A 12,787-nucleotide genomic window follows, 5' to 3' on the forward strand; every position below is an offset into this window, starting at 1 on the left:
ATGAAAATTTCCTGTATAAAAGAATTATATTTGGAGGAATAACATGACAACCAACTTGCACGATATACCGCCATTGTACGTTGCTTCCCAGGAATTCTTACAAAACCCATATCCTTTTTATGAAACGCTTCGTTCCATTCATCCTGTTTATAAAGGAAGCTTATTAAAATATCACGGCTGGTTTGTAACCGGTTATGAAGAAGTATTGGCAGTGTTAAAAGACACCCGGTTCCAAAGCCGTATCCCGCTTCCAGAAGCATCTAAAAAATATGAACAGCTTAAAAATATCCAAAGCGGTATGATGCTGTTTAAAAACCAGCCGGATCACAAGCGTCTGCGCCTGCTTGTCAGCCAAGTATTTACGCCAAACACGGTGGAATGCAGCCGGCCGTTTATACAAGAAACGGTGAACGATTTGCTTGCCCAGGTTTATGAAAATAAAAAGATGGATGTTGTATCGGATTTTGCGTTTCCATTAGCAAGCCTCGTGATTGCTAAAATCCTGGGAGTACCAGCAGAAGATCGGAATAAATTCAAAGAATGGACAGCTGCCTTTATCCAAACGATCGACTTTACCCGGTCTCGAAAAGCATTAGCAAATGGCACCGAGATAACCAGAAAAGTAATCATATATTTTAAAGAGTTAATCGAAAAGCGGAGAGAAGAGCCACAGGATGATTTGATCAGCCGCCTTATCCAGGAAGAACAGCAGGGAGATAAACTAAGCTATGATGAACTGCTGGCAGCCTGCATACTACTTATGATTGCCGGACACGAAACAACGGTGAACCTGATTAGCAATTCGATCCTTTCCTTGCTGCAGAATCCGGAACAGCTGAAAAAATTACGAAGCCATCCATACTTAATCGACACAGCGGTAGAGGAATTCCTGCGCTTTGAAAGTCCCGCGCAGCTGATAGCTCGCACTGCCTCAGAAAATATTGCGGTAGGGGGAACTACCATTCAAAAAGGAGAACAGGTTTATCTTCTTTTAGGAGCGGCTAATCGAGACTCTAAAAAATTTATGAATGCCCACATGCTCGATATTACAAGAAGCCCCAACCCGCACCTTGCATTTGGCTATGGTGTTCATTTTTGTTTAGGTTCTTCACTAGCACGGACAGAAGCACAAATTGCGATTCAGGCCCTTGTGCAAAACACTACAAACTTGCAATTGTCATCATCTAACCTACACTATCGACAGTTAATTGGCTTTAGGTCTCTAGCAGAATTGCCGGTGACTTTTGATTAAAAATCGACTTTTCGGCAAAGACATAAACAATAGTAAAGAATAGAAAACGGTCAAACTCTTTAAAGTCCTTCGTTATTAAATAGAAGAAGACCCTGTTTTAATAAATGCTGATTAAAATAGGGTCTTCTTCCTTTACATTAATATATAATTGGTATCAACACACTTTTTTTATAAGAAGTTAAAAAACAGACCCATTTAGAGTCTGTTTTGATTGGCGGCTAATTATAATTTATGAACATTAACGGCTTGAGGCCCTCTTTGACCTTGTTCAACCTCAAATTCCACTTCTTGTCCTTCATCAAGATTCTTGAAACCTTCACCTTGTATTGCTGAGAAATGTACAAATACATCTTCTCCGCCGTTACGTTCAATAAATCCAAATCCCTTTTCGCCATTAAACCACTTAACTTTTCCACGTTCCATTATTTGTGTGCCTCCTTACATTGAAATCCGTTTTATTATACCCAAATTGAATTGTTTTAAACTTTTACAAATTAAAAAAGACTCCCATAAAGGAACCGATCCTCTAAAATCTCCCGTACAGTAAGTGACTGATTTTAGTGTTGACAATCCAAAATCCCCACATAAGGAAGCCGATAAACACTATATATTATAAAAAATTTTGGACAGTTAAAAGGGAGAACTTATAATGGATTTATTTGCAGCTTTAGCTTTGGGAGTACTTATTTTATACTTTTCCTAAAATTTCAGTTTTAGGAAAATTTAATAACAAAAAAGCAGGCGCTTAAATGGCAGACCGCTTAACTTACTTTTTTTATAATCGGCTTATAGTAATTTGCGAAATCTTTGTTTCCGATAAGCGTTTCTTGAATGATTCGATGGATAGCGCCTTTGACGAAAGTTTCAATATTTGAGTGATCAATCATCTTTAGAACAGCCAGTACTTTCTTATGACCGCCACGATCTGAAACAGCTTGAATATAATCGACTACCGTAAGATAGTATCCATTGAATTCAAATTTTTTATCGGCTTCGATTCCATGTTCAATGACAATAATCTTATATAACTCGTTATAAGGTTCCATATGTGAAGCCTCCTAAAGTTTTAAATAAGATTAGTTTACTCAGACTCTTATGTTAATATACATATTATTTATTGCTTCGTTAGCTTTCAAAGAATAACAGGGAAAAACACGAAGGGTTAATGTAAATTAGTTTTTAATTTTAGTTTGGATAAGCTGTATTACCGGCAGTAAAAGTGTTTCGCCTCAAGATGGAGCGACTCTTATCATATTAAGATACAATAGAATAAATGAAGCTTTTTTATAATTAACGAGACTACACTTTGCAAATACTGAATATTTTCTCTATAATGAAGATATAATAACAAACAGGGATGCTGGACACATCCCCGTCTTTACAGCTCATGACAGAATGTCGGCGGCTAATTGAATAGGTCAAAAAAATAACCCAGTATAGAGCCGCGAACTCTGTACACAGGACGGGTTATTTTTTTGTTGCAACAATAATCGAAACAACAAGAGATGCAAACATAATCATAAGTGAGAGTGTTTGAAACGTCGTCATTGGCTGCACCCCCCTTCTACCGGGGATTGCCGCCACCCATCCTGTATGTAGCTGTTACTAGTATTATATCATATAACCTACCCAACAAGAGAGTATGAGATTAGCAGGATTTTTACCGAATGATCTCAATTTTGCGTATCAATCGTGTTTTACACATAGTTTGACTATTTTCGACCATTAAAAACAGTAATTCGGTCAACTATTGTATAAGTTTAACACTAGTCCGAACATATACTGGAGTGTAAAAATGAAAAGAGCGGCAATAAAAGAACTCAAAAAAGTGTACGAATCTACATTAACTTAGGGTTTTCCTTATGAAGATTTATCTACAACCAGCGGATATATTCAAAGTAAAAAACCCACGTCTATCTGGATTTCTTCAGAGCTAGATGATAAGAAGAATGGCACAATATTTGATATAACGGCAATTGATAAAAACAAAACCTCCGCATTAAAAACGGGTCAAAAAATACAAGTTACCCATCATTCTGATTTAATGTATTCTAATCCTGCGCAGGGAACAGCAGTTGAAATTGAACTTTTGGAAGAAGGAAATGCTGTGGTGCAAGGTTATATCGTTAGGGAAGATGAAGATACAATAAGGGTTATGGACAAAATTACAAAAGAAGAAGTCGTAGGGAAAAACCATGAAGGGCTAGAAGCATATTTAAGAAAACATTATGACAGCGAAGGGTATAGTATTAGCCTGGTTAAAATCGATGAAAAAACAAAATCATTACTCCACATTGGACAAAAAGTGACGGTAACAACGGACTGGATATTTCTTACGTCGCCGTTAAGTGGAACTGCCTTAGAGATAAAAATTGAAGAAGAGTAACTGAATATAAAAAGAGGATGTCATTTTGAATATCTTTAGACGATACTTAATGACGTGGTTATATTTTACGTTTTTATTCACGCTTGCAGCTTTTTTTCTGGAGTTATTCGAGGGAAATAAAATAACCACCACAGAATACTATGGGCTGCGTAATTTAGGATTTGCTTTTGTCATTTCTACCGTATTATTTGTCTTTATTCTTTATCCTGTCTCATTTTTGCTTTTAACTATTTTTCTTAACAGTTTTCTAAGCTCCTTCATAACGAGAATCATTATTTATGCTGCTGCAGGGGGATTAAGTGGAATCTGGGCATTTAACAAATTGTACGATTACCAAAATGATTATTTTATAAAAGGATATGATTTGAACATAAGCACCTCAATCATTTTGTTTGCGTTGGCAGGATTAATATATGGCTTTTTTGATAGCTATTTAAAAAAGAAATCTCTCTCATAACTGAATTCTTTTTTGTCTTTAGTTATCTAAATTCATTTAATTGATATGGTTGTTAAGCCTCAGATGAGAAAGGGAGAAATACAATACCATGAAAAGATTGAGGCTGTACTTAGCAGCAATAGTATTTTTTCTATTACCTTTAGCCAGTTGTTCTGATAATCACGCTATGGAAAAGGATGTTGAAGCAGACAGTTATACTAAAGTTAGGGAAAGTGCTTGGAGGTTCCTTAAAGATAAAGGATGGAATAATACCACAAAAGAGAACTGGCAGAGTGCTAAAGTAGAAAAGGTCGTTATCGACAATGGCTATGAGTTGTTAGATAAAGCTTATAAAGGAAAAGAAGCATTGTCTGTTTCCTTTGAAGATAACGAAAATGTAGTTGTTGGTATACCAAAAATTTTAGTCGATGCTAATACAAACAAAGTAATTGGCTATATGCCAAGTGAATAGTGAAGATGTGACCTTCACATGTACTATTAAGGAGTAAACCGGTAAGGTATTAGATAAAACCTCATGCCTTTGTTGTGCATGAAGTTCTTTTGTTTTTGTATGTTATCATCCTTCAAACGAATGGAGGGTAATGTCTTTAAGACCCTTTAGCTTAAAAAGTCCTCGTTCTTTTAAATATTCCGCAAAATAAAGGTCTGCTTCTTTCTTTTCATCGTATGGTTTCTTAGATAGCACAAACCCTATTTTATCTTGAGAAGATATTTCTACACCGGATATATACGCTTTGATGTTATGGGAAATAAAAAGTTCCTTCGCTGGAATAAGAAAGGATTTTATCAAATTGAGAAGCAGCTTCATTTCAAACTCATATGTAAATCGTTCAATATTAGACAAATCAATGAACACAGCACCTAAAAACCCCGTGTTATATACGTCTCGAAAACCGCCAATCCCATCATATAGGTTTCTTTCAAGTAGGTAGTTATGAAAGTAAGCTTCTCCTTCTTTTTCTGTGAATTTCTGTTTGGAAAGAACAAGACCCAGCTTCTTTTGTCTTTTTAAATATACGCAAGCTAGATGTGCCGATATCCCATGTTCATTAAAGATGCTTGTCGATGCCTGCAACAATCCATTTAAGACATGATGAACGATTTGTAACGACGCTCTTGGGAAATGATAGGCATTCTCTTCTATTTCAATTGTATCGACAAAAGTGGCTCCCAAGAAACCAGTATTGGAGATAATAGGACTTCTCTTTCTTGGTTGTCCTGCACTTTTTCTAATGGACATCCACTCATTCCCTTCCATCAATAATCATATCCAGTGATAGCAAACACTTGTTCTTATTCTATTATATCGTGACTCACTTTCCATGTAAATAGATAAACGGAAAAGAATTCTTCACTTTTTAGAAGGAAGGCTGCCTCGGCTAAAATTATTGAAAACACAAAAAAGGAACGCCTTTAAGAAAGGCATCCCTTTTAAATCTCTTATGTCATTATCGTGCTTCTGTTAGCATCATTAATTCTTCATCATTATCCATTTCAATAACACAATCCATTGTGTGAATATCTTTATCTTCGTGGTTCCCATAATAAATCGTTATATTCATGATTCTCTCTCCTTATTGTAGGAATCCTAGAAAGTCCTTGTTGGATTTATTTATACCCTATTATAGCTTATTTTAAAAGCGACCACAATATTCTAGAAAATGAAATCGAATACTTATTTTGCTGATTTAATTAATACAGGTATAATACCCTCAAAAGAAGAGGTAGGGAAAAGACACATTCTATTTCAGTTGGACGATAGAAACACTTATATAGAAACAATGTTGAGCAAAAATAATGAAGGGAAAACCGTTTCGGCGGCAGTCCAGCTTTTAGTAAGATATCCTTGAATATGACGTGCAAGCCGTGAGGAGTCATTTTTTCTTCATTTTTATTTAAAAACACGGGTTCTGTATCATGTAATTGATGTTCTGCCAAATGTTCTTTGTAGTGATGAAATAAAGGCACTACAATCATATGCATAGGGAGGAGGCGTTCTTTTTTTCCTTTTCCAAACACTCTAATGGTCTGATTGTCCAAATTCACTTGTTCCCAGGTTAAATCCACAAGCTCCTGTCTGCGCATTCCTGACGTAGCCAGCAGCTTAAATAATACATTATTTCGATAGGCAAGCGGTCGCTCATCCTTTTCTAAAAAGCGGAAAAGCTTTTGTAGTTCTTCCAAAGACATATAAACAGGAAGATTTTTATCGGATTTCAGAGCTTGAATGCCCGCCATAAAGTCTGATTCCATATAACGTTCTTTTAAACAAAATGAACTCAATGACTTTAAACAGGAAATGCGGCGCTGCAAGGTTCGGGGTTTGGCGTTATGATTCAATACCTGGTCCTGAATAAATCTCCGGTATGGGCACGTAAAAAGTCTTCATAACACTTTAAGTCATTTGCATATCCAGTATCGGTAGCTTGTGTGAAGTTCATACTTAACGACCTCCAAAAAAGTTAGTTATCAGTACGTACCCGGAAATTATGGGATGTACCTGAATGTTATGGGGACGACCGCAAAGCTTATTGGGATAGACCTAATAATTATAGTTAACTTGAAGAGGGGAAGTTTCTAATAACGAATATTATAAAAACTTGAGGGAATGACTTATTGTTCTATTTGAATTTTTTCAAAGTTAACATAATATTTATTATAGAAAGTTGAATATCTTTTTTTCTCATTTAAGAAGTAAACTTTTAATAATGAGAAAAAAGACAAATTTTACGTTTCAGTTTTTATCCAGTCCTGGATCCATTTATTTGTTTTTGTTTTAAGCGATTCTTGTTTTACGTACTCGTGATCGATTAAATCATCCCTGTGCAGCAAAAACATTTGGTATGGTCATTGATAATCTTCATGGTCTTCAGGAAACTGGACATTGTATAATAATATCTTCTACAGCAATCACAAAAATGCTGCGGCCGCTTTTTAATTCCATTTCAACCACTTTCTCAGCGCTGCCTTCCAAATCACTGGAAGGGATTTCAATGGCAATTTCAAGCTCTCCATGGTACCATTCGCGCGCTGTCCGCTTAAACGCCAATTCATCTGTCAGCAGCTTGTTGAATTGCTCCCATTATCTTTACGTCATAAAGCTGCTTTCCTTTCTAGGAAAGCAGCTTTATTGGGTTCAGCCTCTGCCCGCTTGAAAACCGGGATACTTCGTCATGCCTCCGTCGGCAAAAAGCGTGATACCTGTTACGTAGCTTGATTCTGAAGAAGCAAGCCAGGCGGCAGCAGCCGCGATTTCTTCCGGCTTTCCGATATAACCCATTGGAATGAGAGATTCGACGTCTGCTTTTGCCTTCGGGTCCGAAAATTTTTCGGCATTAATCGGCGTATCAATCGCTCCAGGCCCGATACTGTTTACACGGATGCCTTTCGGGGCATATTCAAGCGCCAATGTCTGCGTCAGCATGTTCACGCCGCCTTTACTAGCCGCATAATGCACAAAATGTGGCCATGGAATCACTTCATGAACACTGGACATATTAATGACATTTCCTTTAATCCCGTGATCAAGCATGTAAGAGATCGCTTCGCGGCAGCCGAGAAACATGCCTGTTAAGTTCGTATCAATTACTTTGTTCCAATCATCGAGGCTCAGCTTTTCGGATGGAACCTCATTTTCAATGCCGGCGTTGTTAATCATGATATCAATAGAGCCGAACGCTTCTGCTGTTTTTGCGATCAAAGCTTTTACATCCTGCTCCTTTGATACATCTCCCTGCAGCCAAATCGCTTCCCCGCCCGCTTGCTGCACTTCCTGGGCTACTTTTTTTCCGTCCTCTTCATTTTGATAATAATTTACTGCCACCTTCGCGCCTTCACGTCCAAAGCGGACAGCCATCGCCCGGCCCAGTCCTGAAGAAGCGCCGGTAATCACCACTGATTTTCCTTTTAAGTCAGGATACATGCTTCTTCCTCCTTTAGTCATATTATATTTTTGTAAAACCGACGAGCACGCCGCCGGCTGCAATAAGCAGGCAGCCTGCCAGCACAAGGACAAGCTGTTTTTTCGTTTTCTTTTCTCCTAATAAAAAAATGCCGCCCAGTGTTGAAATAATGACACCTGTTTGAGACAAGGAGAAGCTGGTGGCCACGCCGATCCTAGGTACAGACAAAAGCAGTCCGAGATTGCCAATGCCCCAAAGGATGCCAGACAAAGTATTGCGTAGAGCATATTTGTTAAAAGGCTTATGTTTAAGCGTCAGCAGCACGGCACCGATAAACATCCCGATTGCTTGAGGCAGAATAGCGGCCCAGCTGTCGATGTTAAACCAGCGGATGATCACAACGTAGAGCAGGTAGCCCGCTGTTGAGATGAGCAGCAGAAGCAGCCCTTTTCGCCGGCTGCCCGATTCTTTACTCGGGTCTTCTCCGCCTCCTGTAATCGATGTCAGCACGACCCCTGTGATAATCAATACGATCGATATAATCCCCAGTAAAACCGCTGTAGCGGTCGTCCACTCTTTAAAGACAATAACGCCAAAAAGAGTCGTGGCGGCCAGCTGCATACCAGTAGAAATCGGCACTGCTTTTGAAACGCCAAGATGCGGTACACTGCCGAGCTGGTTTTTCTGGCCAACCGCCCAGAAAAGGCCGGAGACAACACCCGCCATCCAAGCGGTTGTATTCACGGAAGGCTGGGCCCACAAATACATACCGAAAGCAAAAACAAGCGCTCCAATGGTAATGCCGAGAGTCTGGCTATGAGAATCGCCGCCTAATTTTACGCTCACCAGTACGATACTTCCCCATGTCAAAGCAGGAAGAAGTGCAATTAAAATCGTTATCATTCTAAGTCCCTCAGTTCTTCTGTTGTTGGACATCTACGGTTATGAGCGTTCTATCTATACAGAAGATAGCTTTTGTCCAATGGAAAACGATTATACGCAAAAAAACGCTTAGTCTTAAACTAAGCGTAATCGGCAGACCCATATCATTATGAAAGCGTATACAAAACCCTGTAAAGAAGGAGATCCTTGCTATGCACCAGCGGTTTAGGCGTGCCGTTGATCTGATGTTTCATCATTCATAACCTGCTCAGCCCGGCCAATATAGTGCACGCCTTCCATCAGCTGTGAAGCATCACAAATTAAATGAACAAGCGTTTCTTTTTTCGTCCAGGCAATTAAGTCATTCGCCAGAATAGGCTTTTGGCATTTGCTGCAGCACCAGTTTATGTTTCGATTCATTTTTTCCACGCACCCTTTTTTTCTTTTTATCATACCGTTCTGCGAAAGAAAAGCGTGTCAAACGACAACCGATTTTTTTGGCATGTTTTGTCGATTGCTTTTCTTTGTTCTACACGGTCGCACGGACACATTACCCTGCTGGTACATATGATGAAGAGCAGGATTCAATTTTAATGAGCGGAGGAGAAACGATATGTATTGGCATCCTTATTACGGTTTTTATGGCATGATGCCTTATGAAGATGTTCCAGCTGACGTGATCAGCGCGCAGGGGCAGCCAGACAGATTAGGGCGGCGCTGGATTGTTCAAGAAGGTGCCTGGCGGGCCGTCTGGACGCGGCGTGGAAACAGTAATGTATTTGATGGGCGCTGGTCTCAGGCGGGCCAGGCTGATATTACAGCAGTACTGACGATTTATACACAGGGTTCCTTTGTTTTTATTTTGCGGCGCAACAGCAGTGATGGAAACAACTGTAACTACACGGGAACTTTCGGTGCTGGCGGGCGGACAGCCAGCGGACAATTTATTTGTAACCGCGGCGGCGGCACGTGGAGTGCAGTGATTGAACGGCAGCCCGATCGGGACCGTCTCGGCCGGAGATGGGATGAGCAGGAAGGCGCCTGGCGCGGGGTATGGACACGGCGCGGAAACAGCAACATCTTTGATGCAAGATGGACACAGCCCGGTCAAACGCCTGTTACCGCTGTTTTAACGATTACGCTGCAAGGAAACAACGTCCGCATTCAAAGACGAAACAGCAGCGACGGAAACAACTGTGATTACAGAGGTACAATGTCTGCAGACGGCAGAACGGCTTCCGGACAATTCACCTGTGACCGCGGCGGCGGCAGCTGGAGTGCTACAATTACCCGTTAATACAAAAAGGCTTCCGGACAACCGGAAGCCTTTTGATTATTCGCCTGCTTTTTCTGCTAAGTATTCCCATCTTTCCAGCATGTGGTCAAGCTTTTCTTTGAGTTCTGTTTCTTCGGCCATTAACAGATTTAATTTTTCAAAATCACTGCCCGCAGTCGCCATTTCCTCCGAGATGGCCGCCAGCCGCTGCTCCGCAGCTTCCATGTCATCCTCAATCGTTTCCCACTCGCGTGTTTCCGAATACGACATTTTCTTTTTTCGTTCCGGGCGCGGCGGTGCAGCTGCCACTTTTGGCTTCGCTTCTTCAGCAGGTGTCTCCTGCTTTTCCTCAAGAAACTCAGAATAGCTTCCATAGTAAAAATCAACCGTACCCTGTCCTTTGAAAACAAGCAGCTGGTGACACACTTTATCAAGGAAATAGCGGTCATGGGATACCGTTACAACAACACCCGAAAAGTGTTCCAGATAGTCTTCTAAAATTGTCAGGGTCTGCGTGTCGAGATCATTCGTCGGTTCGTCTAATAAAAGAACGTTTGGTGCGGACATTAAAATATTTAATAAATAAAGGCGCCGCTTTTCCCCGCCTGAAAGCTTTCGGATCAATGTGCCATGCGTATGCATAGGGAACAAAAACTTTTCCAGCATCTGTGCGGCCGAAACGAAGCTGCCGTCTTTAAGCTGAATTGATTCGGCTGTTTCCCGGATGTACTCAATCATCCGCATGCTTTCGTCCATGTCTTCATTTTCCTGCGTATAGTAGCCGATTTTCACGGTCTGCCCCTGGTCCAGACTGCCGGCATCTACCGTCTCCCGCCCTGCGATAATATTAAGCAGTGTGGATTTCCCGCTGCCGTTGCGTCCGACAATTCCAATCCGGTCCCCCCGCTTAAACAAAAAGGAAAAATCGGTTAAAATCGCCTGGCTGCCAAAAGATTTTTGAATGTTTTGAAGCTCGAGCACTTTTTTGCCAAGACGGGCGCCGCCAAGGTCCATTTGAAGGGCTTCGCTGCTGTGCTTCTGTTTCACTTCCGCATCCAGGACTTCAAAGCGCTGAATACGGGCTTTTTGTTTGGTTGTGCGTGCTTTGGCCCCTTTGCGCATCCAGGCAAGCTCTTTTTTAAACAAGCTTTCTTTTTTCCCCTGCTCAAGCGTCTCGTTTTCTTCCCGAATGGCTTTTGCTTCGAGGAAGTCTGCATAATTGCCTTTGTACTCATACAACTTTCCGCGCTCAAGCTCCCAAATTTTATCCGCGACCGCATCGAGAAAATACCGGTCATGCGTGACAAACAGCACCGCTTTCTGCGATTTCTTCAAGTATTCCTGAAGCCATTTAATACTGTCATAGTCCAAGTGGTTCGTCGGCTCATCCAAAATAAGCAAATCCGGTGTTTCAATGAGCGTTTTAGCAAGAGCAGCCCGCTTTTTCTGGCCGCCAGACAGTTCAGACAGCTTTTGCCCAAAATTCGGCAGGCCCAGCTTTGTTAAGATTGTTTTGGCTTCCGCGCTTGTATCCCATGCGCCCAGATCATCCATTCGCTGCTGCTGCTTCATAAGCTCCTGCTGCACCGATTCGTCTTCGGCATTTTCCTGCAGCCGAAGAAGCGCCCGCTCATACTCTTTAATCGCCGAAAAAACCGGTGATTGGCTGGCATATAAATAATCCATAATGGTCATATTCTCATCAAAATCCGGATTTTGAGACAAATATGAAATTGAATAGTCATTCGGATGATCCTTTTTCCCTTCGTCCCAGTCATCCAGGCCGGCAATCACGTTTAAAAGTGTTGTTTTACCAGTTCCATTGATACCGAGAATACCAATTTTATCTCCTTCTGTGATCGAAAAAGAAATATGCTGAAACAGCTCTTTTTCCCCTACTGTTTTTGTTACGCCTTCCATTGTAAAAACGTTCATGGTTTTCCCCTTTTCATGCTGGTCTTTTTTCATTTTACCATTCTTCCCTGTATAATGGACCCGAGGTGGTTGAATTGGTTAAAACGATTTTGCTCTCCGGCTACAAAAGCCATGAGCTTGGCATATGGGATCAAAAACACCCCGGCATTTCCGTGATCAAACTTGCGCTTGAGGGGCGGCTGCGTACGCTTCTTGACGAGGGGCTCCAGTGGGTGATTATCGGCGGACAGCCCGGCGTGGAGCTGTGGGGAGCGGAAGTGGTTTTTTCCTTGAAAGAAGAGTTTCCGGACTTAAAGCTCGGTGTTCTAACCCCTTTTTTAGAGCAGGAGAAAAATTGGAAGGAAGAACGGCAGGATTACTATAACAGCATTATCGAACAGGCCGATTTTGTAGATGCCGTATCTAAAAAGCCGTACATAGGGCCCTGGCAATTCAAAGCGAGAGATGAGTTTTCACTCGACAATACGGACGCGCTTCTGCTCGTTTACGATGAAGAAAAAGAAGGGTCGCCCAAGTTTTTAAAAGCAGCAGCGGATAAACGAACGGAACGAGGCGATTATGCTGTTTTCATGATCACGATGTATGACCTGCAGACAGCAGCGGAAGAGCTGCAGGAGCGGGATCGTACTGACTTTTATTAAATCGGCAGCATGCTTCATAAAAAAGGAACCTGGTTTAGGTTCCTTTTTTGAATGCA

Annotated in this window: 16 protein-coding genes; 6 read left to right on the plus strand and 10 right to left on the minus strand. The window is 41.1% G+C overall.

The annotated features are described in order from the left end of the window. Positions 1-43 precede the first annotated feature (43 nt). Entirely contained in the window at positions 44-1,252 is a 1,209-nt protein-coding gene (locus RRU94_RS17215; RefSeq protein WP_315692092.1) for a cytochrome P450, read from the plus strand. A gap of 222 nt (positions 1,253-1,474) precedes the next feature. Here the strand turns inward: RRU94_RS17215 and RRU94_RS17220 are convergent, their stop codons facing one another. From RRU94_RS17220 to RRU94_RS25735, 3 genes are all read right to left on the minus strand, one after another. Continuing rightward, positions 1,475-1,675 carry a cold-shock protein gene (locus tag RRU94_RS17220; RefSeq protein ID WP_315692093.1) on the minus strand — a complete coding sequence of 67 codons (201 nt, stop codon included), beginning with the start codon at positions 1,673-1,675 and terminating at the stop codon, positions 1,475-1,477. Between the two features lie 338 nt (positions 1,676-2,013). Beyond that, positions 2,014-2,298, minus strand: coding sequence for a hypothetical protein (locus tag RRU94_RS17225; RefSeq protein ID WP_315692094.1), 285 nt, complete (start codon positions 2,296-2,298; stop codon positions 2,014-2,016). Positions 2,299-2,719: 421 nt separating this feature from the next. Then, a complete protein-coding gene (locus tag RRU94_RS25735; protein ID WP_369335182.1) occupies positions 2,720-2,800 on the minus strand; it encodes a putative holin-like toxin in 81 nt (26 codons plus the stop codon). Between the two features lie 343 nt (positions 2,801-3,143). On the opposite strand from RRU94_RS25735, the gene RRU94_RS17230 reads away from it, so the two are divergent. The 3 genes from RRU94_RS17230 to RRU94_RS17240 all read left to right on the plus strand — a co-directional run bounded on the left by RRU94_RS17230 (position 3,144) and on the right by RRU94_RS17240 (position 4,546). Continuing rightward, a complete protein-coding gene (locus RRU94_RS17230; protein ID WP_315696024.1) occupies positions 3,144-3,638 on the plus strand; it encodes a DUF3221 domain-containing protein in 495 nt (164 codons plus the stop codon). 25 nt (positions 3,639-3,663) lie between these two features. Further along, positions 3,664-4,095: a hypothetical protein gene (locus tag RRU94_RS17235; protein ID WP_315692095.1), complete on the plus strand. Its 432-nt coding sequence runs from the start codon at positions 3,664-3,666 to the stop codon at positions 4,093-4,095. Positions 4,096-4,183: 88 nt separating this feature from the next. Then, positions 4,184-4,546 carry a hypothetical protein gene (locus RRU94_RS17240; RefSeq protein WP_315692096.1) on the plus strand — a complete coding sequence of 121 codons (363 nt, stop codon included), beginning with the start codon at positions 4,184-4,186 and terminating at the stop codon, positions 4,544-4,546. Between the two features lie 105 nt (positions 4,547-4,651). Here the strand turns inward: RRU94_RS17240 and RRU94_RS17245 are convergent, their stop codons facing one another. The 6 genes from RRU94_RS17245 to RRU94_RS17270 all read right to left on the minus strand — a co-directional run bounded on the left by RRU94_RS17245 (position 4,652) and on the right by RRU94_RS17270 (position 9,299). Next, entirely contained in the window at positions 4,652-5,335 is a 684-nt protein-coding gene (locus tag RRU94_RS17245; protein ID WP_315692097.1) for a hypothetical protein, read from the minus strand. A gap of 452 nt (positions 5,336-5,787) precedes the next feature. Continuing rightward, positions 5,788-6,435 carry a tyrosine-type recombinase/integrase gene (locus RRU94_RS17250; protein ID WP_315692098.1) on the minus strand — a complete coding sequence of 216 codons (648 nt, stop codon included), beginning with the start codon at positions 6,433-6,435 and terminating at the stop codon, positions 5,788-5,790. A 529-nt stretch (positions 6,436-6,964) separates the two neighbouring features. Continuing rightward, positions 6,965-7,144: a hypothetical protein gene (locus RRU94_RS17255; protein WP_315692099.1), complete on the minus strand. Its 180-nt coding sequence runs from the start codon at positions 7,142-7,144 to the stop codon at positions 6,965-6,967. 87 nt (positions 7,145-7,231) lie between these two features. Next, positions 7,232-8,017, minus strand: a complete 786-nt coding sequence (locus RRU94_RS17260; RefSeq protein ID WP_315692100.1) for a glucose-1-dehydrogenase — start codon at positions 8,015-8,017, stop codon at positions 7,232-7,234. A gap of 22 nt (positions 8,018-8,039) precedes the next feature. Then, positions 8,040-8,897 carry a GRP family sugar transporter gene (locus RRU94_RS17265; protein ID WP_315696026.1) on the minus strand — a complete coding sequence of 286 codons (858 nt, stop codon included), beginning with the start codon at positions 8,895-8,897 and terminating at the stop codon, positions 8,040-8,042. A gap of 207 nt (positions 8,898-9,104) precedes the next feature. Further along, on the minus strand, positions 9,105-9,299 hold the full coding sequence (locus tag RRU94_RS17270) for a hypothetical protein (protein WP_251272251.1): 195 nt from the start codon (positions 9,297-9,299) through the stop codon (positions 9,105-9,107). Positions 9,300-9,492: 193 nt separating this feature from the next. Between RRU94_RS17270 and RRU94_RS17275 the strand changes: the two genes are divergently transcribed. Then, complete coding sequence (locus RRU94_RS17275; protein ID WP_315692101.1) at positions 9,493-10,176, plus strand: hypothetical protein; 684 nt, start codon at positions 9,493-9,495, stop codon at positions 10,174-10,176. 36 nt (positions 10,177-10,212) lie between these two features. Here the strand turns inward: RRU94_RS17275 and RRU94_RS17280 are convergent, their stop codons facing one another. Beyond that, entirely contained in the window at positions 10,213-12,090 is a 1,878-nt protein-coding gene (locus tag RRU94_RS17280) for an ABC-F family ATP-binding cassette domain-containing protein (protein ID WP_315696028.1), read from the minus strand. A 74-nt stretch (positions 12,091-12,164) separates the two neighbouring features. Here RRU94_RS17280 and RRU94_RS17285 point away from each other — a divergent pair, with 74 nt between their 5' ends. Then, entirely contained in the window at positions 12,165-12,731 is a 567-nt protein-coding gene (locus tag RRU94_RS17285) for an SLOG family protein (protein WP_315692102.1), read from the plus strand. Positions 12,732-12,787 lie beyond the last annotated feature (56 nt).

This window comes from Domibacillus sp. DTU_2020_1001157_1_SI_ALB_TIR_016 (assembly GCF_032341995.1).
GTDB classification, from domain to species: domain Bacteria; phylum Bacillota; class Bacilli; order Bacillales; family Domibacillaceae; genus Domibacillus; species Domibacillus indicus_A.